The sequence below is a fragment of the Mucilaginibacter sp. genome (assembly GCF_965201005.1).
Classification (GTDB): Bacteria; Bacteroidota; Bacteroidia; order Sphingobacteriales; family Sphingobacteriaceae; genus Mucilaginibacter_A.
The window spans coordinates 2,727,212-2,748,340 of sequence record NZ_OZ241747.1; the positions used below are offsets into that span (position 1 = coordinate 2,727,212).

Consider the following 21,129-nt stretch of genomic DNA (forward strand, 5'->3'; position numbering starts at 1 on the left):
ATACGAATTTCTTCGTATGTTTGAATACGAAAATATTCGTACCCAAAAATGGACATCAAACCAACTGAAAGCGAACTGGAAATTTTACAACTATTGTGGCAGAAAGGCAATGCAACCGTTCGGGAAGTGAACGAAGAACTCAGTAAAAGTAAACAAACCGAAATTGGCTACACCACTACTTTAAAACTGATGCAACTAATGCACGAAAAAGGTTTGGTAACACGCGATGCCAGCAGCCGGACGCATGTTTACAAAGCCCTGTTAAATCAGCAGAAAACACAAAAAAATTTAGTCAATAAACTGATCGACAGTGCTTTCGGCGGATCAGCTTCACAATTGGTGATGCAGGCTTTAAGCGATCATCAAACCTCGCCCGAAGAACTGGAAGCAATTAAAAGTTATCTGGACCAACTCAACCAAGAATAAATTTTATGGAAACCACATCGTTTATCCTGGCCCTGGGCAAAACGCTGCCTGCATCGTGCCTGCAAGGTTTTACTGTTTATCTGGTATTGCAATTACTGTTTTTAGCGGATAAAAAAAGTACACCGCTGGTAAAATTCAATTGTTATTATGTAGCTAATTGGCTTTTGTTTGCGGGTTTTATGTCAACGTTTTTTCATTATTATCAACCAATTGCTGATGCTTCTTTTATCAATGATTTTTCACCAACAAAAACAACAGGTAATTTTCAAACTACAATTTTAAAACCCGACTTGTGGTTCAAGCTTAGTTTCTGGGTTAAACATTATGCTTATATAATTACCTGTTTTTATTTAGTTGGACTAACATGCTGCGTATTAAAACTCAGCCTTGGAATTGTAAAAATTAGTTTTTTCAGAAATAACCGACATTTAAAATTGGATGAAAATTTAACACAAACCTGCATCCGGTCAAGTTCCAATTTTAGGTTGATAAAAACAGCATCGGTTTACTTGTCTGATAAAGTTTTTGTACCGCTAACGTTGGGTTTTATCAAACCGATCATTGTTTTCCCGATTGCACTGATCAACCAATTATCCGCAGCACAAACTGAAGCTATTTTGCTGCATGAATTGGCGCATATCAAACGAAATGATTATTTGCTGAACATTTTACTTTGCATTGTTCAATCTTTCCTGTTTTTTAATCCTGCAATCTGGCTGATGCAACGCGAAATCAACAAATACCGTGAGCAATGCTGTGATGATTTGGTGCTTGATCAAACCCAAAACCAATTAGCTTATGCACGTGCTTTGCTGCTGATTGAACAGTACCGAAGCAATACTTTGAACCTGACTTTAGCTTCCAACGGAAAGAAATACAATTTATTAAACCGGATTAAAAGAATTACAAACATGAAAACAAACGAAACTTCGCCCCAAAACAAATTAGTTTTATTGCTGCTGGCAATTATTACAATTGGATTAACTGTTGCCTGGAATATGCCGGTAAAAAAAGTATCGAAAAATTCAATAATTAATCGTTCTTCTGATTTTAATAGGATAAAAATAGCATTGAACCCTTTTGAAGTTAAGTTCTCCGATGATAAAATATTACCCTTTTATAAAGCACGCAATGTTTCTATGAATAAGGTAATAGCAGATACAATTTATGTTGATTATCAATCCAGAAAAAAACCAAGTCAGAAACTATCTTTTCAAGATAAAGAGATTTATTATAATCTTTCTGCTGACACTTCTATCAAATCCAAAAATAAGTTTAAAATTGTACTGGAAGATTCTGTTGGAAATAAAAGAGAATATAATTCAATTGAAGAATTGCCTGCGGATGCACGAAAAGATTTTTTAAAAGAGAACGAAAATACAAATAAGCTGGGTTTGTTTAATAATAATTTCAATGACACAAGCAACTATGCTTTAGTTAGAAAATATTATAATAGCCCGGAATGGAAAAAGAAAGAAGACGCGATCAATAAAATGGGCAGAGATGTAGATAACTATTATAACAGCCCGGAATGGAAAAAGAAAATGTCGGACATTAAAATTTACGGCGAAAAATTGCGCAAGCAAATTAACAGCCCGGAATGGAAAAAACAGCAGGAAGAGCTTCGTAAACAAGACGAAAAATTGCGCAAGCAAATGAACAACCCGGAATTTAAAAAGCAGATGGAAGATATTAAGGTTCAGAGCGAAGAAATCCAAAAGCAGTTTAACAGCCCGGAATGGAAGAAGCAGATGGCAGATATTGAAAAACAAGGCGAGGAAATACGTAAACAATTCAACAGCCCCGAATGGAAAAAGCAGATGAAAGAATCAATAGACAGTGCTCAAAAAAATTGGAAAAACTCGTCAGATTATCAACCAAGGCCAGGATCAAAACTAAGATACATAAAGCCAGAACAGTTGCACTAATTCAATATAAAAAAAATCCCGATCAAAACTGACCGGGATTTTTTTTACCAATTTTTATGTGTTAAAAGAAGTATTAATGTCCGGCATCTCCATCCTCGCCGTGCGCGTGGCCATGCGATAATTCTTCTTCATTGGCCGGACGGACGTTTAAAATTTCACCTTTAAAATGCAAAGCCTGGCCCGCCATCGGGTGGTTTAAATCAATTAAAACGGCATCTTCTGCAACAGAAACAACCTGGCCTTGCAAACGGTTGCCTTCATTGTCCTGCAATGGCAACATGCTGCCGACCGCCGGGATTTCTTCGCTACCGAACATCTCTTTCGGCAGGCTGGCAATGGCTTCATTGTCGTATTCGCCATACGCATCTTCGGCAGTTAACCGAAATTCGTAACTATCGCCGGTGCTTAATCCGCTTAAATGTTCTTCAAATTTTGGCAGCATCTGTCCTGCGCCATAAATAAAAGTTAAAGGTTGTTCTGCCGTGGCACTTTCTACCAAACCTTCTTCGCCGTTTTCCTGGTTTACGTATAAATCATAAGTTAATGATACAACGTGCTGTGGTTCAATTTTCATGTTTTTTGTTTGGGGTGAGAAGAGCGGGGAGCGAGGTTTGAGGAACTTGCAAACGCTCTTCCATCCTCGCTCTCCGCTCTTCTCACCTATTCTACAATTTGTTTAAATGCTTCGGATACTTCATCAACCGGCAGCTGGCAGGTTTTGTCTTTACAAACAAAAATGCTGTTTTTACTGCCGATTTTATCCTGCAACAAAGGTAAACTTCCTTTTGTTCCGCCCAATATTATTTTGTTGGGCAGGTATTTTTTCTCAAATTCTTTTCGCTGTTCGTCGGATTTTTCCCCGGTTATCACGATCTCATAAACGCCAAAAACCTGGTCTAAAAGAAGCATTGCCCAGTTGGAAAACGAAGAGCCGTATTGCACCATACTTTTCTCGATATTGAGCAATAACTGACCGGCCAGTTGTTGGTATTCTTCATGATCAAAAAACAAAGCCAGTTTCTTCAAGTTCCTGGCCATCACAGAGTTGGAAGATGGAATTACATTGTCCATTACTTCGGTTTTACGGGCAATCAATTGTGCATCTTCATCCGAAGTATAAAAAAACATGCCGCTGTCAGGGTCATAAAAATGATCTACCGCATACGTGTTGATCATGCCCGCGTGCTGCAGCCATTTTTCGTCAAAAGTAACTTCATACAAAGCAATCAAACCATCGGTTACCAGCGCATAATCATCCAAAAAAGCAGGCGAACCGCTACCGAAAACACGCTTCATTTTGCCGTTTTCCTCCACCAGGTTTTGCATGATAAAAGAAGCATTGCGGATGGCAACTTCCAGATATTTAGGCTCGTCCAGCGCGCGGTACGCATCGCAATAACCTTTTAACATTAAACCGTTCCAGCCAGCCAGAATTTTATGGTCTAATCCCGGCCTCACACGCGTGCTTCTTTTATCGAGTATTTTTTGGCGTGCCTGATTGATTTTCGTTTGCAGTTCATCTATTGAAAAACCGAAACGCCCGTCCAGTTCATCGGTATCATCTTTCCGAAAAAAAATATTGGTTTGCTCCTCTTCCCAATTCCCTTCCTCGGTTACATGAAAATAAGTGCAGAAAAGTTCGGCATCCTCGCCCAAAACCTCTTCTACTTCTGTTTTGGTAAACGTATAAAATTTGCCTTCCACGCCTTCGCTGTCGGCATCCAAAGCCGAGTAAAAACCACCTTCGGGCGAAGTGAGTTCGCGTTCGATAAAAGTCAGCGTTTCTGCAATAATCTTCGGGTACAAAGGATCCAGCGACCAGGTAAATGCCTCAGCATAAAGACTTACCAGCTGCGCGTTATCGTACAGCATCTTTTCAAAATGAGGAACATGCCAGTTGCCATCTACAGAATATCGGGCAAAACCGCCGCCAACCTGATCATAAATGCCACCGAAAGCCATTTTTTCCAAAGTGATTCTTACCGACATGGCCACGGCTTCATCTTTCATCAAAAAAGCGTAACGCATCAGAAACTGCCAGTTGTTGGGCATCGGGAATTTTGGCGCACGGTTGAGGCCGCCTTCCACCATGTCAAACTGCCGTTTCCAGGGTTTTACAATCGCTTCCAGATCGGTTTTGGAGAAAACTTTTGCTTCTTTTACCAACTCAAATTGTTCGTATTTGTGGATGCCATCAGTTAGTTTGGCGGCGTAATCTTCGGCTTCTTCCGGTTTTTCGTTCCAAAATTCGGCCAGATTAAGCAACAGGTTCAGCCAGTCTTTTTTAGGGAAATAAGTTCCGCCGTAAACCGGGCGCTGATCGGGCAGACAGATGCAATTTAACGGCCAGCCGCCGCGGTTCGTCATCAGTTGTACGGCACTCATGTAAATCTGGTCGATGTCGGGCCGCTCTTCCCGGTCAACTTTAATGCACACAAAAAAGCGGTTCATCACTTCTGCAACTTCCTGCTTTTCAAAGCTTTCGTGTTCCATTACATGGCACCAGTGGCAGGCCGAATAACCGATACTCACCAATAATAACTTGTTTTCGGCTTTTGCTTTTTGCAGTGCTTCTTCTCCCCAGGGAAACCAATCCACCGGATTATTAGCGTGCTGCTGTAAATATGGCGAAGTAGAATTGATCAATCGGTTTGGCATGATGCTGTTTTTATCGGGTGTTTTTTGGTGTCAGGATTAATACCAAAAAAAAGTAGGAATGGTTTGCCTCAGCGTAAAAGCCTTAAAAACTTAAACCTGAATCCCTCAAAAGCCTCACCCTAAATCCCTCTCCAAAAGAGAGGGACTTGAACTCGTGTGTAGCTAACTCCCTCTCTTTCGGAGAGGGCTGAGGCTCTTACATTCCAAAAACATTAAAATTCCTATACTTGTTGCACCATCAAAATCAACATAAAACATGAACAACGTAAAAGCATATGCGGCAAAGGCAGCAGAAACACCTTTGGCACCGCACCATATTGACCGCCGGGAACCCGGCGCAGACGATGTGGAAATCAAAATTTTATATTGCGGCGTTTGCCACTCCGATATTCATACGGTGCGCAATGAATGGGGCGGCACACAATATCCGGTTGTGCCCGGACATGAAATTGTAGGAAAAGTGACCCGCATTGGCGAAAATGTGACCAAATTTAAAGCTGGCGATACCGTTGGCGTCGGTTGTTTTGTGGATAGCTGCGGCCATTGCGATAATTGTAAAGACGATTTGGAGCAGTACTGCGAGAACGGACATACGCAGACTTACAATTCTCCGTCTCAGGATAAAAAAACAATCACACAAGGCGGTTATTCTTCGCATATTGTTGTAAAAGAGGGTTTTGTGTTGAATGTTTCTGATAAGTTGCCCTTGGAAAAAGTTGCGCCTTTGCTGTGCGCAGGCATTACCACTTATTCGCCGTTGAAACACTGGAACATAAAAGCTGGCGATAAAGTTGCCGTTGTTGGTTTGGGCGGATTAGGTCACATGGCCGTTAAACTGGCGGCTTCTATGGGCGCGGAAGTTACGATGCTGAGCCGTTCTCCTTCCAAAGAAAAAGACGCACAGGAATTAGGCGCGCACCATTTTGAACTGACAACTGACCCGGAGAATATGAAGAAACTGGCCAATAATTTCAACTTTATCATCGATACGGTTTCTGCGGAACATGATTACAGCGAGTATTTGAATTTATTGCGTACCGATGGTGTGATGATTGTATTAGGTGCCCCGCCAACACCTTCTGCTGTTCCTGCTTTTCCTTTGATTTTGGGCCGCCGCAGTTTGGTTGGTTCTTTGGTTGGGGGAATTAAAGAAACACAGGAAATGCTGGATTACTGTGCTGAACATGGCATTACTTCTGATGTGGAAATGATTACCATTGATCAGATCAATGAAGCTTACGAGCGTACTTTAAAAGCCGATGTAAAATATCGTTTTGTGATTGATATGGCATCTTTAAATTAAGCTGAAAAAATACCTTATAAAAAAAGCATCGCCAATAACAGCGATGCTTTTTTTATAAGGTAAAATCTGGTTTAATAAACAGTTTTGCGTTTGGTAACAGTATGTGTGCCAGCGCGGGATTTGCCTTTATCTGTCTCGTTACCAACCACATAACCAGCACCTGCGCCCAATGCGCCCCCAAGTAAAGCACCTTTAACGCCGTGGCCAATAATTGCACCGCCTAATGCACCTGCACCGCCGCCGATAATAGCACCTTTGGCCCGTTTGGACATGCCATGCCGCGTTTTGGTTTTGGTAACATATTTATGTCCGTTTTTGTAAGAAGTGCGTTTGGTAGTTTGCGCCTGTACAAGTGGTGCAGTGGCAGATAAGGTAAAGAAAACAGCAAAAATCAGGATCAGGTTTTTCATGATGAGGTGTGGATTTATCAATATTAAATGTTATAATTTTTAGTTGTTTAACGCATTTTTTAGGCTAAAGTTTAACACTTCGTTATGGTGTATCTTTTTATTAAAGCTGAAGGCAAAAATTTACCCGGTAAAAAAAGCATCAACGTAATGCCTAATTTGATTTTTATGCCGATAAAAACAGTAAGCGTGGTGCTGCCAACAGACCATTTGCCCGAAAACCTCATCCAAAAACAAAACCTACAGAAAAAAGAATCTTCAAGTTATGGTATTCGCCATCAGCATGGTGTTTAGATATGCTGTCAGCTCTCGGCCATCGCCCGGTAAACAGTCCAAACAGGAAGGCTGAAAGCTAATAGCTGATTTCCTGAAACTTAAACCTTCATCTTCTGTATAAAAAACTCAAGTGTCAAGCCCCAGGCCAGTTCGGCGGCACTGGCATTAAAACTGGCGCGTTCATCACAAAAGAAACCATGTTCGGCATCAGAAAACGCTACATTGATAAAATTTTTGCCAACTTTTGTCAGCTCTTCATTGATGATTTGAGGTTGTTCTTTTGGGATGTGCTCGTCTTTTCCTCCCCAAAAAAACAAATGCGGTGCGTTTAAAGAAGAGGCACGTTTTACTAAATCCGGCACAATCCCAGCACCATAGTAGGACGCTACCGCTTTAAACGGCAACATGGTATTGGCCAGGAAACTTACCCGGCCGCCCAGGCAATATCCGGTAGCCACAATATGTTCGTGCGTTACCTGAGAATTGCTTTGCAGCCAGTCCCAGGCGGCTTTAATGTCCAACTCCAGATTTGGAACAGTAATGGCCTGCATGTGCGGCATGGCCGATTGAAAATCAGTATAATCAATGGTTACGCCTGCAGGGCCGGAACGGTGGAAAAGTTCCGGCGCAATCACCAGATAGCCTTCATCGGCAAAACGATCGGCCAGTTTGCGGATGTGATGGTTCACCCCGAAAGCTTCCTGAAATAAAATCAAACCCGGAAACGGGCTTTTGCCGTGCACCGGAATGGAAGTATAAGCCTGCATGGTTGTGCCATCTGCCACTTGCAGCTGTACTAAATTTTGTAAACCTGACATAGTTTTTTTCCTGATAAAAGAAGCATTGGCCAAAATAGTTTGGATAAAGAAGATGCTTTTTTTACCGGTATAAATTTGGTGACGGTTTAACAGTTGTGATGCTTAATTTTCTACCGGCATTTCCCGCAATTGCTGCGGCGTAAGCTGATGATAACCGGCCGGTGTAGCAAACACGCCTGCCGGGACCGGTTCAAATTTGAGTTGCTGCACGGTAACTTTCATTTTCATAACCGGCTGGCTGATGGTAAACGAAAGCGGCACGCCCAGGGCAGAATCCAGCATCATGGTAACGGAGTTTTGCGGAACGGCAATTTTGGTGGTAAACCAGGCTTCGGTGGTTTCGCCTGATAATTTATCCTGAAAAATATATTTTTCAGCAGGATAACCGGCAATCGTTTTGGTTTCTTTTTGTTTGGTTACGGTGTGCGGCGGAAGCGTGCCAATTTCTTCGGCCTGCTCGGCTTTGTTGTAATCAACCATAAACTGCCTGAAAGTAGATTTGAGCAGCACCCGCATAAAATTGGTTTTTTTATTGGTGATGATCGTGGTGGATTCATTTTGTGATTGCTGGATACTTACGGTAGAATCGCCTTTAAAATATACTTTGGCCTCTTTCGGCAGAAATTCGGCATAACGTTTCAAACTGTCTGGCAATTGATATTCCAAACGATAGGTGATCGAACCTTCATCATTGGTTTTGTGATTGCAGGCCGCTAAAAACAGCATCAGCACAAACCCGAAACAGCTAAAATTTTTCATGGGGCGAAATTCAGGTTTTTTTGTGCCGGAACAAGCATATTTTCATTTCAACCCTGAAACAATGAAATTTAGCCGGTAAAAGAAGCATTGGTTTTTAACTTCTGCACCTGAAACTATCAGTTGTAAAGAAATGTTCAAGCAGGAAATCTTTTTTAAAAACATTTATTTGCCTTTGTTCAATTATCAAAAGATACAATTTTTTAACTATTCATCGGAACAATGTACATTAAAACATAACCTGAAATTTACAACGCTTCGGCGATTTTTTCTTTACCGATCAGTTCCAGCAATACCTTTTCTGCCTGGTTTAATCCCGGGACAGAAAGCGGTTTATCTTCGGTTATTTGTTCTAAGTAACGATCGATCCGGCCTTCCTCATAACTTTTGATCAGCGTTGGGTGCACATAATATTTTTTGCAGACCGTGCGTGTATTGCCCAGGTTAAAGGCCACATCATCCAAAACTTTGGTAATGTTTTTCTTACATTCTGTTGCCGTGCTGAAACCGCCTGCCGCTTTAAAAGCATACAAAGCATGTACGCTTCCGCTCCAAGTCCTGAAATCTTTTGCCGTAAAATCTTCGCCGGTAATTTCTTTCAGGTAAGTGTTCACATCGCCGCTGGTTATGTCGTGCGCTTCGTGGTTTTCATCGTAATATTGAAACAATTCCTGCCCGGGTATATCCTGACATTGTTTGATAAGTTTGGCCAGCTTTTTACTTTCTAACGTTAAATCGTGGTAAACGCCTTTTTTTCCTTTAAAACCAAATTTTACGGTGCCGCCTTTAATTTTCACATGCTCATCCTGCAAAGTGGTCAAACCGTAAGAGCCATACAGTTCGCGGTAAGCATCATTACCAATACGGATATGCGTCAACTCCATCACCCGCACCACCAAAGCCATAACTTTCTGTTTATCAAGGTTTTTTCGGGCGAGATCAGCGTCAATCTGCTCTCGGATTTTAGGGATATGGCTGGCAAAAACCTCCATCCGGTGATATTTGGACTGATTGCGGATTTTGTTCCAATCGGCATGATAACGATATTGCTTGCGGCCTTTTGCATCCAAACCGGTAAACTGCAGATGGCCGTTTTCGTGCATACAAATCCAAACATCCGTGTAAGCCGGCGGAATAACCATTTTTTTAAACCGGTTTAACAAGGCTTTATCTTTGATGATGCTGTTTTTATCGTCTAAAAATTGGTGACCTTTTCCTTTTTTAATGCGTGAATAACCCGGGGAAGTATCGTGTACATATTTTAAACCAACGGCTTTTGCGGTAATTTCCGGGTCGCGGCCGATCTTATCTAATTGTTTGCGAAGTTGCTGCATGAGATCATAAACGCGATTTTGTGGCACAAGTTTTAGGTTGAGGTCATTCAATCCGCACAAAACAAAAGAACAAAAAGAAGCGGGCGACAGTTAAATTATTATACTTAAAAACAGCATTATGAAATACAATTTGTTAGGCAATACCGGACTCTTAGTGTCCGAAATCTGCTTCGGAACGATGACTTTCGGCTCCGGCGGTATGTGGGCGGCCATCGGCGGCGTGGAGCAGGCAGGCGCAAACGATATGATCAAACAAGTGATTGATGCCGGAATCAACTTTATTGATACGGCCAACGTTTATTCGTTCGGGCAGTCAGAAACCATGCTTGGCCAAGCCATCAAAGATTTAGGTTTGAACCGGAACGACCTCGTGATCGCCACCAAAGTGCGCGGCAAAATGGGCGAAGGCAAAAATAATGTGGGCCTGTCGCGCTACCATATTTTTCAATCGGTTGACGAAAGTTTGCAACGTTTACAGCTCGGTCATATCGATATTTTATATGTTCATGGCGTGGATTTGTTGACGCCGATCGAAGAAATCATGCGTTCATTAAATGATATTGTTTTAACCGGAAAAGTGCGTTATGTGGCTGTTTGCAACTGGCCCGCCTGGATGGTGATGAAAGGTTTGGGCATTGCCGAAAAACACAATTGGAACAAGTTTGTGGGCATGCAATATTTCTATTCGCTTTCCGGCCGCGATATTGAACGCGAGATTTTGCCATTGGCCAAAGCCGAAAACATTGGTGTGATGCCCTGGAGCCCGCTGGCCGGTGGCTTTTTGTCGGGAAAATACACGCGCGAAAACGAAAAGGCTGGCAATTCCCGCCGCGATAGTTTTGATTTCCCGCCGGTGAACAAAGAAAAAGGCTACGATATAATTGATGTGCTAAACGAAGTAGGGCAGCAATATCAAGTTAAGGCAGCTGAAATTGCACTGGCCTGGGTTCGGCAGCAACCGGGCGTAACCAGTACGATCATTGGAGCTAAAAACCCGGAACAATTAAAATCCAACTTGCACTCTATTGAATTAACTTTAAATGCAGATGAGCTGAAAAAGATTGATGTAGTAAGTGCGCTGCCCAAAGAATATCCCGGCTGGATGGTAGAACGGCAAGGAGGCGACCGGAAGCAGGATTGATGCTTCTTTTATCAGGTAAAAATTAGGTTTTAATTATTGAGAAAGCCGGAACAAGTGTTTCGGCTTTTTTCTATCGGAACAAGCTATAAAGCAAAAACTTTTTGAATTTTAAAATTTCTTGTTGTAAAATCACCGATCCAAAACAACTTTCTTTATCGAATTAAAATGAAGAAATTTTTGTTAAAATAATTTCTTCATGTGTTTAATTTAACGATGCTGTTCGTAAAAGTTTGGGCTGATGCTTTGATGCAAAACCTGCATATCTTTATCCGTTAGTTTTGGTGTTTCAATTGCATCAGCGGCATCAATTAATTGTGCTTTGGTCCGTATCCCAATCACGGCACTGGCCACAACTTTTGGAACCAAGGCAAACCGGATTGCAGATTGTGCTTCACTCCTATCTACTTTTGAAACTTGCTTAATTGCCCGTGCTGTTTTTAGCACCTCTTTTTCAGTATAATCTAAATAAGGTTTTGCAAATTTGTCCACCAGTAAACCTTGCGCCATACTGCCACGCGCAACCACGCTGATCTGGTTTTTTTCGAGCAAATTAAAACAAGTTTCTTCCGGGCGGCGGTCCAGCAAACTGTATTGCATCATCACCGAAACCAGGTTTGATTTGGAAACATATTCCCTGATCACATTTGGCCGGATGGAAGAAATGCCATAATACCGAATTTTCCCTTGTTGTTTCAACCATTCAAAAGCTTCAATCGTTTCATCAATATGATCTTCGATCATACCGCCGTGCAACTGATACAAATCTAAATAATCGGTTTGTAAACGGTTTAAACTTGCATCCACCGCTTTTAAAATATAAGCTTTACTTACATTCCAAATGGTATTGCCATTGGCCAGCTTTTGGTTCCCAACTTTAGATGCCACGATGATTTTACTTCGGTTTGATTTTAACAGTTTCCCCAATTTGATTTCGTTTTCACCGTCTTCGTACAAATCTGCCGTGTCAAAATAATTGATCCCAAGTTCCAATGCTTTGGCGATCAAAGTTTGATTTTGTTTTTCATTTCCTCCAAGCGACATACAACCGAAACCAATCCGGCTGACTTGCAAATCTGATTTTCCTAAAGTTGCATATTCCATCATTCGTTCAGGCTTTTTAAAACATTTATGGTGTGTTGAATCTGATCCGGATTTACATCCAAATGTGTTACAAAACGGATCCGGCGCACATCATTTGCAGCAGCTTTGATCCCTTTTTCGGCCAGTTTTGGCAAATAATACGATGCTTCTTTTACCGTATCAAAAATGATGATATTGGTTTCTACCGATAAAACGCCGGTAACCCAATTACAATTTTGTAAAGTTTCTTCGAGCAATTTAGCGTGATTATGATCTTGCTGCAAACGCTCAATGTTATTATCCAATGCATAAATTCCGGCAGCGGCCAAAAATCCGGCCTGGCGCATCCCGCCGCCTAAAACTTTACGAACGCGGCGCGCATAAGCAATGCTGTTTTTATCAGCTAAAAAAATAGAACCCACAGGTGCGCCCAAACCTTTGGACAAGCAAACCGAAATCCCATCAAAATAAGTTCCGTAATACTGTGGTTTGTCTTTGGTGAAAGTTAAGGCGTTAAAAATCCGGGCACCATCCAGATGCAGTTTGATGCTTCTTTTAGCACATAAATTTGCGATTGGTGCGATCTGGGACAATTGATAACAGTTGCCGCCGCCTTTGTTCACCGTATTTTCCAGCACCACCAAACTGGTGTGCGGATAATGGATATTTTCGGCATTAATTTCCGGCCCGATCATTTCCGCAGTGATGATGCCGCGTTCGCCACATAATAATCGCGTAGAAACAGCCGAATTAAAAGCAATCCCGCCGCCTTCGTAACGATAAACGTGCGCGGTCTGGTCGGCAATCAGTTCATCCAGCGGTTGGGTAAAACTTTTGATGGCAATCTGGTTTGTCATCGTTCCGGAAGGACAAAATATCGCGGCTTCCATGCCAAACATAGCGGCAATTTTGGTTTCCAGCGTATTTACAGTTTCATCTTCTCCGTAAACATCATCGCCCACTTTTGCGCTAAACATGGCATCCAGCATTCCGGGCGTTGGCTTGGTCACGGTGTCACTTCTTAAATCAACAATCATTGTGTTTTATAATTTTACTTCAAAATAAAAGCAATTCAACCAGCCTTTTGCTTATTTCATTTATTTTTTAAGTTTGATATAAACGTTTTACAAAAAACTCAGTCTCAGCAAAAAACACCTGCTAAAAACAGCATACTAAAAACAATAAAAAATGGTTTATCCTGATATGAAAACAGCTTCTTTGCGCCTGCTTATGTTTGTTTCTTTGTTGATGACGGCCTTTTCTGCTTCGGCACAACTGGGCTTAAACCAATGGGACGACGGTTATTTTTACGATGCCAACGGTACTAAATTTGTCGGCCAGATTGTGGCCAATCCTTCAGGCCGCGGCCCGCAAAACAACGAAGGTTTTATTTTGTACCGAAAAGATAAAGGCGAGCAAAAAGAAACTTTATCAGCCTCGATGATCCGATCTTTTGTGGCCGGGAAAGACAGTTTTACGGTTGCCCACGCGCCCCGATCAGAAAAATGGGCAGGCAGAGGAATTGATTTTGTAAAAGTGCTGGTGAACGAACCTTTAAAATTATACGCCACAACTGGCGGCGGCGGCGGTTTATCGCCGGGCATCAGCCCGAGTTTTGGCATTGGCGGCGGCAGTTTTGGCAGTGGGGTTGGCGGCGGTTTGGGCATTAATCTGGGCGGAGGCCGTGGCGGAAAAGGCAAAAACGCTTATTATTATGGCGATGACCCGAACAGCTTAAAGGAGCTGAACCGGGACAATTTTATTCCCATCATGTCGGAAATTATGGCCAGCCAGCCGGAAATTGTAGAGAAAATCAAAAATAAAAAATACCGTTACGGGCAGATGGACAAATTGATCTTCGATTTTTACCAGCTAAAAGAAGCATCGCCTAAATCATAACACGAACGATAAGCAAAAGATCGAATCCTGATAACTTCTGTTGTCGGGATTTTTTTTTGAGGAAATAGTGTTTAATATTGTATTTTCAACCCACAATTTAACTACTTGGTTTATGATTATTATAGCGGACGGCGGCTCAACAAAAACAAATTGGTGCCTTATCAACGAATACGGGAAAAAAGTTTACTACAACACCGAGGGCTACAATCCTTTTTTTTCTGATACGGCTTACATCATCAATTCTTTGAATGAACATTTGCCTTCCGACCTGGAAAAAGAAAAAATCACCGAACTCTATTATTATGGTGCAGGCTGCGATGTGGCCGATAAAATCCTGATCGTAGAAAATGCCATGAAAGCGGTTTTCAAATCGGCAAAAGTTTTTGTGGGGCACGATTTGATGGCGGCCGCGCGTGCTTTGCTGGGCGTAAACGCTGGTTTTGCGGCTATTTTGGGCACCGGGACCAACACTTGTATTTACGACGGGAAAGACATTACGTTCAAAATCAATTCATTGGCTTATATTTTGGGCGATGAAGGCAGCGGTTGCTACATCGGCAAAAAACTGCTTTCGGATTATGTGCGTGGCTACATGCCGCAGGAAGTGAAAGACATTTTTTGGGAAACTTTCCAGTTGACGCCCGACGATATCATTGATACGGTTTATACCAAGCCTTTGCCCAACCGTTTTTGCGCCAGTTTCAGCAAGTTTGTTTACGATAATACGGCCAACATTGCTTATTCCCGAAATTTGGTAAAAACATCTTTTGAGGATTTTTTCCGGAATTTAGTTAGTCATTATCCGGATTATAAAAACTACTCTTTTAATTGTATCGGTTCTGTGGGATACAATTTCCGCAACGTACTGGAAGAAACCGCGAAAGAATACGGCATGAATTTTGGCCGTATCATCCGCTCGCCGATAGATGATCTGGTAAGATATCACCAGCAACTGGCACCGTTGAGCAAATAGCAATACTGTTTTTACCGACTAAAAAACCTGCTTTAATTTATGTTAAAGCAGGTTTTTTGTTTTAAAAGTCTCTCCATAAACCCTTCTCTAAAAGAGACAAGTTTGAGCGGTACAAGGCAACAACTTCAAAAGTATTATAAATAAATAAAAAATGTACGATAAAAGAAGCATTGGCCGGTTTTAAACCACGAGAAGGTTGGGGCGAGACCGAAAAAAGGCCGATAAAAACAGCATCAGCCTTCAACACTTAAATCGTTCTGAAAAATTTTATTGTACTTGCGCCGGTCAAAACGGTACAGCTTTGCTGCGCGGTAAGAAACGCCTTTCTGCTTTTCGTCGAGCTCTTTCAAAAAGCCGTAACTCAGCATTTTTTTGCGGAAGTTCCGCTTATCCAGTTTTCTGTTCAAAATTGCTTCGTACAGGGTTTGCAGTTGCGTAAGTGTAAATTTTTCGGGCAGCAGTTCAAAAGCAATGGGTTGATAACTCAGGCGGCGGCGGATTTTGCGGAAACCGGTTTCAAAAATTTTCTGATGATCAAAAGGCAGTTTCCCCAAATCTTTTACCGGGTGCCAATACGCGGCACGTGCAAAATTGGTAACCGGTTTCAATTCCTGCTGGCCGTCAATCCTGATCAGCGCATAATATGCTACGGTAATTACGCGGCCTTGCGGGTGCCGGTCCACATCGCCAAAGGTATGAAACTGCTCCATGTGCAAACCGCGCAAACCGGTCAGTTCATACAAAATACGTTCCGCGGCATCATCAATACTTTCATCCTGCCCAACTATATAGCCCGGCAAAGCACGCCAGCCTTTGTAAGGTTCTTCGTTTCGGTCGATCAGTAAAATTTTGAGTTCATTTGCCTGAAATCCAAAAATCACACAATCCGTAGAAAATACCGAATCAAGTTTAGGCAGTAATGTTTCCAAATGAAGGGGTTTTTTTGCCAGGCATTGCCGCCTTCCTCAAAATTAATAAATAATATATTACTTAGTGTAAGCATTACACCTTATCTTCGCAAAAATAAGGAGTTGGTTAAAAAATGTCTAAAGTAAACAAGATTGCCGTATTAACTTCAGGCGGAGATGCACCGGGCATGAATCCGTGCATCCGTGCAGTAGTGCGCACGGGTATATATCATGGCCTGCAGGTTGTTGGCGTTAAACAAGGTTATCAGGGTTTGATCGACAATAATATGTATGACATGAACGAACGTTCTGTCAGCAATATTCTGCATTTAGGTGGTACGATATTGAAAACGGCCCGTTGTTTAGAATTTAAAGAAGAAAGCGGACTTGAAAAAGCCTATCAAAATTTAAAAAAACGCGGGGTTGATGGTTTGGTTGTAATTGGGGGCGATGGCACTTTTACCGGTGCCGAGCGGTTTTCGCGCATTTATGATATTCCTGTTATTGGCATCCCGGGCACAATTGACAATGATTTGTACGGTTCTGATTTTACGCTGGGTTTTGATACGGCCACCAACACGGTAATTGAAGCATTGGATAAACTACGGGACACGGCAGATGCGCATGACCGTTTGTTTTTTATTGAAGTGATGGGGCGCGATTCGGGCTGTATCGCTTTGCGTGCAGGAATTGCCGGTGGTGCAGAAGCTATTTTACTGCCCGAGAAAGAAACCGCTATTGAGGAACTGATCGAAAACCTGAAAACCGGCAGTAACAAAAAAACATCAAGCATTGTAATTGTGGCCGAAGGTGATAAAACCGGCGGTGCCTACGGTATTGCCAAACATGTAAAAGAACATATCCCTTCCTATGATGTAAAAGTGACGATTTTGGGCCATTTGCAGCGCGGCGGAAGCCCGAGCAGTTTTGACCGCGTGCTGGGCAGCCGTTTGGGTTATGCCGCGGTAAAAGCTTTGCTGGAAGGCGAAACACGCAAGATGGCTGGTTTAAAAGGGAACACCATTCAGCTTACAGAATTAGAAGAGGCCATTTCGCACCACGAATTTAAACTGGAGCCGGACTTGCTTGAAATGGTAGATATTTTAGCTATCTGACCTGATGATTGCGATTGTGTATAGTGGTTCTAATTTTGCAAACTGGAAGCTGGCACAAAAGCAAACTGTTGTACAATCGTTCAAAACCAATGGTATCAATCCGTTTGTAAACGACGAGAAAAGCATCATTTCTTTGCTGAATAAAGATATACACCTGATCCATCATGCAGAAGAAATCAAAAAGATCTATTTCTTCGGGCCGGGCATCACTTCCCAAAAACACAACCAGATTGTTTACAATGCTTTTTCGCAGTTTTTTAAGTTTGGTAAAGTAATTATAGAAGATGATATCTATGCTGCGGCACTGGCAAGCTGTCAGGATATGCCGGGCATTGTTTGTATTTTGGGCAGCGGTTCCAACGCGGCTTACTTCGATGGAAAAAAAATCAAACCAAACAATTACGGTTTAGGTTATATTCTGGCAGATGAAGGCTCGGCAAACTGGATCGGAACAAAAATTGTTAAAGCTTACTTAAACCAGACCCTGCCGGATAACCTGGAAAAGAAATTTTCAGAAAAGTTTGATCTGGATCGAAAGCAGATTTTAGATAAAGTGTACAAACAACCGCAGTCGGCTGTATTTTTAAGTTCTTTCCGCAACTTTGCAAAAGAGCATGTAAAAGAAGCATTTATATCAGATTTGCTGAAAGAGGGTTTTGAGCAGTTTACCATTAAATATCTGCTTCCGCTGATCAGGCAAAACCCGGATGTTCCGGTTTATTTTGTTGGTACTGTGGCCGCCAACTATCAGGATTTGCTGCTGGAAACGGTTTTGAAGTATCAAATCAGCATAAAAAATATTATTAAAGAACCTATCAATAACTTGTTAACATATTACATCAATAAAAATTAAAATTATGAAAATAGGAATTAACGGCTTTGGCCGCATCGGCCGTTTGGCTTTCCGTGCCGCGATCAACAAACCAAATGTTGAGATTGTGGGCATTAATGATTTGGTTGACCCGGAATACATGGCCTACATGTTGAAATATGATTCGACCCACGGCCAGTTTAAAGGTAGCATTGAAGTTAAAGACGGCCACATGGTAGTTAACGGAAAAACCATTCGCGTAACTGCAGAAAAAGACCCGGCAAACCTGAAATGGAACGAAGTTGGCGCCGAAGTGATTATAGAATCAACCGGTTTGTTCCTGACTAAAGAACTGGCTCAAAAACATATTGACGCAGGTGCTAAAAAAGTAGTGATGTCTGCCCCGGCAAAAGATGACACGCCTACTTTTGTAATGGGCGTAAACAATAAAGAACTGAAAGCGGAACAAACCATCATTTCCAACGCTTCCTGCACTACCAATTGCTTAGCTCCTTTAGCAAAAGTTTTAAATGATAAATTTGGTATCGAAGAAGGCTTGATGAGCACGGTACACGCCACAACTGCCACACAAAAAACAGTTGATGGCCCGTCTCATAAAGATTGGAGAGGCGGCCGCGGTGCTTCACAAAATATCATCCCGTCATCAACCGGTGCTGCAAAAGCGGTTACCTTGGTAATCCCGGAACTGAAAGGAAAACTGACCGGTATGGCTTTCCGCGTTCCTGTTCCAGATGTATCTGTGGTGGATTTAACGGTAAAACTACGTGATGCCGCAACTTATGATCAAATTAAACAGGCCATGAAAGATGCTTCCGAAGGTGAACTGAAAGGCATTTTAGGTTATACAGAAGACGATGTGGTTTCTCAGGATTTTTTGGGGGATCCGCGCACTTGTATTTTTGATGCCGGTGCAGGTATCGCCTTAAATGATAAATTTGTAAAAGTAGTTGCCTGGTACGATAACGAATGGGGCTACTCTAACAAACTGGTTGACATTTGTGAAGAGGTGGGCAAACTGTAATCAACTTAAAATATAGCTGCTAAAAACAGCATCTGCCCAAAACCGGAAGTTAAAACTTCCGGTTTTTTTGTGCCGTAATTTTTAAACTGATGATTTTATACTGGTAAAAACAGCATACGTAAAACTACGCAATCAGCATGGTGTTGACACGGAAAATTTCTGCGATTTTCAAAATCGATGCTTGTTTAAATGCTGATTTTTAGTTTGTTATGTTTTTTGTACGGTTTATGGCTTGCTTGATAATTAAGCTTGATTTAAAAATTATCAAAGCTTTTATGTTAAATTTATCCTAAACAAAAACCAAAAAAATCATGGAAACAGAAAAAAAACCAAACCCGGGACCAGAGCAAGGTTTAAACAAAGAAACCGTTTTAGAACGTGGTAAAATTGAAAAAATCGGCGGCCCGATAGAATTGGAAAAAGTAAGAAATTGGACGCATAACTATCGCAGGATGAATGATAAAGACACAACTTCACATTTGTTCGGAAGAAAAGTTATTGAAAAACTACTTGCCCAAAAAGATTGCCAAGGCATTAGGATGCATTACTGTATTGATGATACGGGCAAAAAACAGCTGGTATTATCAGGCGTAGACCATTTTGGAAACAACCAGTTACCGCGCGAAAAACAAGCAACAAAAACAGAAAACAAAACCCAGCTTTTACCGGCAATTGCAGGCAATGATGATTATGAACTTGTTGACCAGTCCTGGCCTTGTCCCGGAACACAAGGCTGTTCTTCTATCTGATAATTTAACAAGTAGTTAAGCAGGCAAATAACCGATTTTTAAAATGCCATTACTAAGTTACTTAAGTTTTGCATCCGGATTGTTGCCACTGATTGCGGCAATCGTAAACTTTAAAAATCTAAACCAGATTTTAAAGTTGATTGCCGTATTCCTTGCTATTACTTTTATAATTGATTTTTTAGAATGGGTTTATTATCTCGGGCACATTTATATAAAAAACAATTATCCGTCCGTAAAAAATAATTATCCAATTTTATACTTATCCATTATATCAAGTTTTTTATTTTATACCTGGATATATTTTAAATCGTTCTACAATATTTATCTTAAACGGTTTACACTTTTGGTTGGATTGTTAGGCTTACTGATGTGCCTTTTTTTTATCGTTAAAAACAGTATCTGGAATTATCCAACCTGGGGAAACACGGCATTAAGTTTTTTTATGATCACAATTTGTTTGTTATATTTTAACCAGTTGTTCAACCGGCAAGAATTTTTGCACATCGAACAACAGCCTTTATTTTGGTTCAATTCTGGTGTGCTTATCTATTCATCGTTCAACATATTCCTTTACATGCTTTTCACCAAGCTTAAGTTTTCTTACAATTTATATGTCATCCATTTAGTTACCAACATTATTTCTAACCTGTTTTTTACCATCGGCTTATTTTGCAAAACCCGGAAAGTAGCTTAACAACTGTATTAATTATTGGTACGCTCGTTGTTGTTTTGTTGATTGTTTTTTTGTTTTTGTTCGTGATTATTTATCAGCGGAAAATGATCAGTAACCAGGAAGAAAAAAGGAATTTACAGATCGAAAAACAAAACGATTTGCTGCGCGCAATTTTAGCAACTCAGGAAAGTGAACGGAAACGTTTGGCCGAAGATCTGCACGACAGCGTTGGCCAGGTTTTATCCGCCGTGAAACTTAATTTGCACCGGTTGGATCATTTTTGCACACAAGATGAAAAAGCAGGCAAACTGTTGAGCAATACCAGAAACCTGGTTGATGAATCGATTCAGGAAATCCGCGACATTATCCAAAACGTGCGGCCGCCGCTTTTAACAGATTTTGGTTTGCAGGAAGCTTTAAAAGATTTATGTTTCAAAATTCAGAAACACACGGGCATCATCATAAATTATCAGAACGAAGCCGGGAACGAGCGGTTTTCTGCGGAGATTGAAATTACCATATACCGGATTGTGCAGGAACTTTTTGGCAATACCATCAAACATGCCGAAGCCAAAAACGTACAGCTCGGCTTTCAAAAAATAAGCGATAATTTATATCTGGATTATGCTGATGACGGTAAAGGTTTTGAGCTGAACGGAATCAAAAACGGTTCCGGGTTGAAGAACATAGAAAGCCGTGCTTCTTTTATCCATGGAAAAATCGGCTACAAAACATCTGTCAGTCATGGCGTTAATGTTAGCGTTACTATTCCGGTTAAGTTTGATAACCAATAGTTTATATGTAAATTTAGCTGATAAAAGAAGCACTGTAC

22 protein-coding genes are annotated in these 21,129 nt (G+C 41.3%); 12 read left to right on the top strand and 10 right to left on the bottom strand.

The genetic code is table 11. From position 1 onward, the window contains the following. Positions 1–48: 48 nt before the first annotated feature. Together ACOFKR_RS12565 and ACOFKR_RS12570 are read left to right on the top strand one after the other, a co-directional pair. A complete protein-coding gene (locus tag ACOFKR_RS12565; RefSeq protein ID WP_419801152.1) occupies positions 49–426 on the top strand; it encodes a BlaI/MecI/CopY family transcriptional regulator in 378 nt (125 codons plus the stop codon). A 5-nt stretch (positions 427–431) separates the two neighbouring features. After that, positions 432–2,354, top strand: a complete 1,923-nt coding sequence (locus ACOFKR_RS12570) for a M56 family metallopeptidase (protein WP_419801153.1) — start codon at positions 432–434, stop codon at positions 2,352–2,354. 73 nt (positions 2,355–2,427) lie between these two features. Here the strand turns inward: ACOFKR_RS12570 and ACOFKR_RS12575 are convergent, their stop codons facing one another. Further along, the gene (locus tag ACOFKR_RS12575; RefSeq protein ID WP_419801154.1) at positions 2,428–2,928 is read right to left on the bottom strand and encodes an FKBP-type peptidyl-prolyl cis-trans isomerase; all 501 of its coding nucleotides are present in this window, start codon (positions 2,926–2,928) and stop codon (positions 2,428–2,430) included. Positions 2,929–3,014: 86 nt separating this feature from the next. Further along, positions 3,015–5,012 (bottom strand): thioredoxin domain-containing protein, encoded by a 1,998-nt coding sequence (locus ACOFKR_RS12580; RefSeq protein WP_419801155.1) that lies wholly within the window; start codon positions 5,010–5,012, stop codon positions 3,015–3,017. Positions 5,013–5,268: 256 nt separating this feature from the next. Between ACOFKR_RS12580 and ACOFKR_RS12585 the strand changes: the two genes are divergently transcribed. After that, entirely contained in the window at positions 5,269–6,315 is a 1,047-nt protein-coding gene (locus ACOFKR_RS12585) for an NAD(P)-dependent alcohol dehydrogenase (RefSeq protein WP_419801156.1), read from the top strand. Positions 6,316–6,386: 71 nt separating this feature from the next. Here the strand turns inward: ACOFKR_RS12585 and ACOFKR_RS12590 are convergent, their stop codons facing one another. Then, the gene (locus ACOFKR_RS12590) at positions 6,387–6,725 is read right to left on the bottom strand and encodes a YMGG-like glycine zipper-containing protein (RefSeq protein ID WP_419801157.1); all 339 of its coding nucleotides are present in this window, start codon (positions 6,723–6,725) and stop codon (positions 6,387–6,389) included. A 147-nt stretch (positions 6,726–6,872) separates the two neighbouring features. Here ACOFKR_RS12590 and ACOFKR_RS12595 point away from each other — a divergent pair, with 147 nt between their 5' ends. Beyond that, positions 6,873–7,016: a hypothetical protein gene (locus ACOFKR_RS12595; RefSeq protein ID WP_419801158.1), complete on the top strand. Its 144-nt coding sequence runs from the start codon at positions 6,873–6,875 to the stop codon at positions 7,014–7,016. Between the two features lie 80 nt (positions 7,017–7,096). Here ACOFKR_RS12595 and ACOFKR_RS12600 read toward each other — a convergent pair whose 3' ends face one another. From ACOFKR_RS12600 to ACOFKR_RS12610, 3 genes are all read right to left on the bottom strand, one after another. Next, positions 7,097–7,816: a dienelactone hydrolase family protein gene (locus ACOFKR_RS12600; protein ID WP_419801159.1), complete on the bottom strand. Its 720-nt coding sequence runs from the start codon at positions 7,814–7,816 to the stop codon at positions 7,097–7,099. A gap of 102 nt (positions 7,817–7,918) precedes the next feature. Then, positions 7,919–8,575: a hypothetical protein gene (locus ACOFKR_RS12605; RefSeq protein ID WP_419801160.1), complete on the bottom strand. Its 657-nt coding sequence runs from the start codon at positions 8,573–8,575 to the stop codon at positions 7,919–7,921. A gap of 245 nt (positions 8,576–8,820) precedes the next feature. After that, positions 8,821–9,906, bottom strand: a complete 1,086-nt coding sequence (locus ACOFKR_RS12610; protein ID WP_419801161.1) for a DNA topoisomerase IB — start codon at positions 9,904–9,906, stop codon at positions 8,821–8,823. Positions 9,907–10,024: 118 nt separating this feature from the next. On the opposite strand from ACOFKR_RS12610, the gene ACOFKR_RS12615 reads away from it, so the two are divergent. After that, entirely contained in the window at positions 10,025–11,047 is a 1,023-nt protein-coding gene (locus tag ACOFKR_RS12615; protein WP_419801162.1) for an aldo/keto reductase, read from the top strand. Positions 11,048–11,254: 207 nt separating this feature from the next. On the opposite strand, the gene ACOFKR_RS12620 is transcribed toward ACOFKR_RS12615, so the two are convergent. Both ACOFKR_RS12620 and ACOFKR_RS12625 read right to left on the bottom strand, forming a co-directional pair. Further along, positions 11,255–12,151, bottom strand: coding sequence for an aldo/keto reductase (locus ACOFKR_RS12620; protein WP_419801163.1), 897 nt, complete (start codon positions 12,149–12,151; stop codon positions 11,255–11,257). Then, positions 12,148–13,164, bottom strand: coding sequence for a threonine aldolase family protein (locus tag ACOFKR_RS12625; protein WP_419801164.1), 1,017 nt, complete (start codon positions 13,162–13,164; stop codon positions 12,148–12,150). The genes ACOFKR_RS12620 and ACOFKR_RS12625 overlap by 4 nt, the downstream gene beginning before the upstream one ends. A gap of 151 nt (positions 13,165–13,315) precedes the next feature. On the opposite strand from ACOFKR_RS12625, the gene ACOFKR_RS12630 reads away from it, so the two are divergent. Together ACOFKR_RS12630 and ACOFKR_RS12635 are read left to right on the top strand one after the other, a co-directional pair. Next, positions 13,316–14,026: a hypothetical protein gene (locus ACOFKR_RS12630; protein WP_419801165.1), complete on the top strand. Its 711-nt coding sequence runs from the start codon at positions 13,316–13,318 to the stop codon at positions 14,024–14,026. Between the two features lie 112 nt (positions 14,027–14,138). Further along, positions 14,139–14,999, top strand: a complete 861-nt coding sequence (locus ACOFKR_RS12635) for an N-acetylglucosamine kinase (protein WP_419801166.1) — start codon at positions 14,139–14,141, stop codon at positions 14,997–14,999. Between the two features lie 61 nt (positions 15,000–15,060). Here the strand turns inward: ACOFKR_RS12635 and ACOFKR_RS12640 are convergent, their stop codons facing one another. Both ACOFKR_RS12640 and ACOFKR_RS12645 read right to left on the bottom strand, forming a co-directional pair. Continuing rightward, the gene (locus ACOFKR_RS12640) at positions 15,061–15,246 is read right to left on the bottom strand and encodes a hypothetical protein (protein WP_419801167.1); all 186 of its coding nucleotides are present in this window, start codon (positions 15,244–15,246) and stop codon (positions 15,061–15,063) included. After that, positions 15,233–15,928: an NUDIX hydrolase gene (locus ACOFKR_RS12645; protein ID WP_419801168.1), complete on the bottom strand. Its 696-nt coding sequence runs from the start codon at positions 15,926–15,928 to the stop codon at positions 15,233–15,235. The genes ACOFKR_RS12640 and ACOFKR_RS12645 overlap by 14 nt, the downstream gene beginning before the upstream one ends. 113 nt (positions 15,929–16,041) lie before the next feature. On the opposite strand from ACOFKR_RS12645, the gene pfkA reads away from it, so the two are divergent. From pfkA to ACOFKR_RS12670, 5 genes are all read left to right on the top strand, one after another. Continuing rightward, positions 16,042–17,022 (top strand): 6-phosphofructokinase, encoded by a 981-nt coding sequence (gene pfkA / locus ACOFKR_RS12650; protein ID WP_419801169.1) that lies wholly within the window; start codon positions 16,042–16,044, stop codon positions 17,020–17,022. Between the two features lie 4 nt (positions 17,023–17,026). Then, positions 17,027–17,875 carry a hypothetical protein gene (locus tag ACOFKR_RS12655; RefSeq protein WP_419801170.1) on the top strand — a complete coding sequence of 283 codons (849 nt, stop codon included), beginning with the start codon at positions 17,027–17,029 and terminating at the stop codon, positions 17,873–17,875. Between the two features lie 4 nt (positions 17,876–17,879). After that, complete coding sequence (gene gap / locus ACOFKR_RS12660; RefSeq protein ID WP_419801171.1) at positions 17,880–18,875, top strand: type I glyceraldehyde-3-phosphate dehydrogenase; 996 nt, start codon at positions 17,880–17,882, stop codon at positions 18,873–18,875. Between the two features lie 311 nt (positions 18,876–19,186). Further along, positions 19,187–19,624 carry a hypothetical protein gene (locus tag ACOFKR_RS12665; RefSeq protein ID WP_419801172.1) on the top strand — a complete coding sequence of 146 codons (438 nt, stop codon included), beginning with the start codon at positions 19,187–19,189 and terminating at the stop codon, positions 19,622–19,624. 777 nt (positions 19,625–20,401) lie between these two features. Next, positions 20,402–21,091, top strand: coding sequence for a sensor histidine kinase (locus tag ACOFKR_RS12670; RefSeq protein ID WP_419801173.1), 690 nt, complete (start codon positions 20,402–20,404; stop codon positions 21,089–21,091). Positions 21,092–21,129 lie beyond the last annotated feature (38 nt).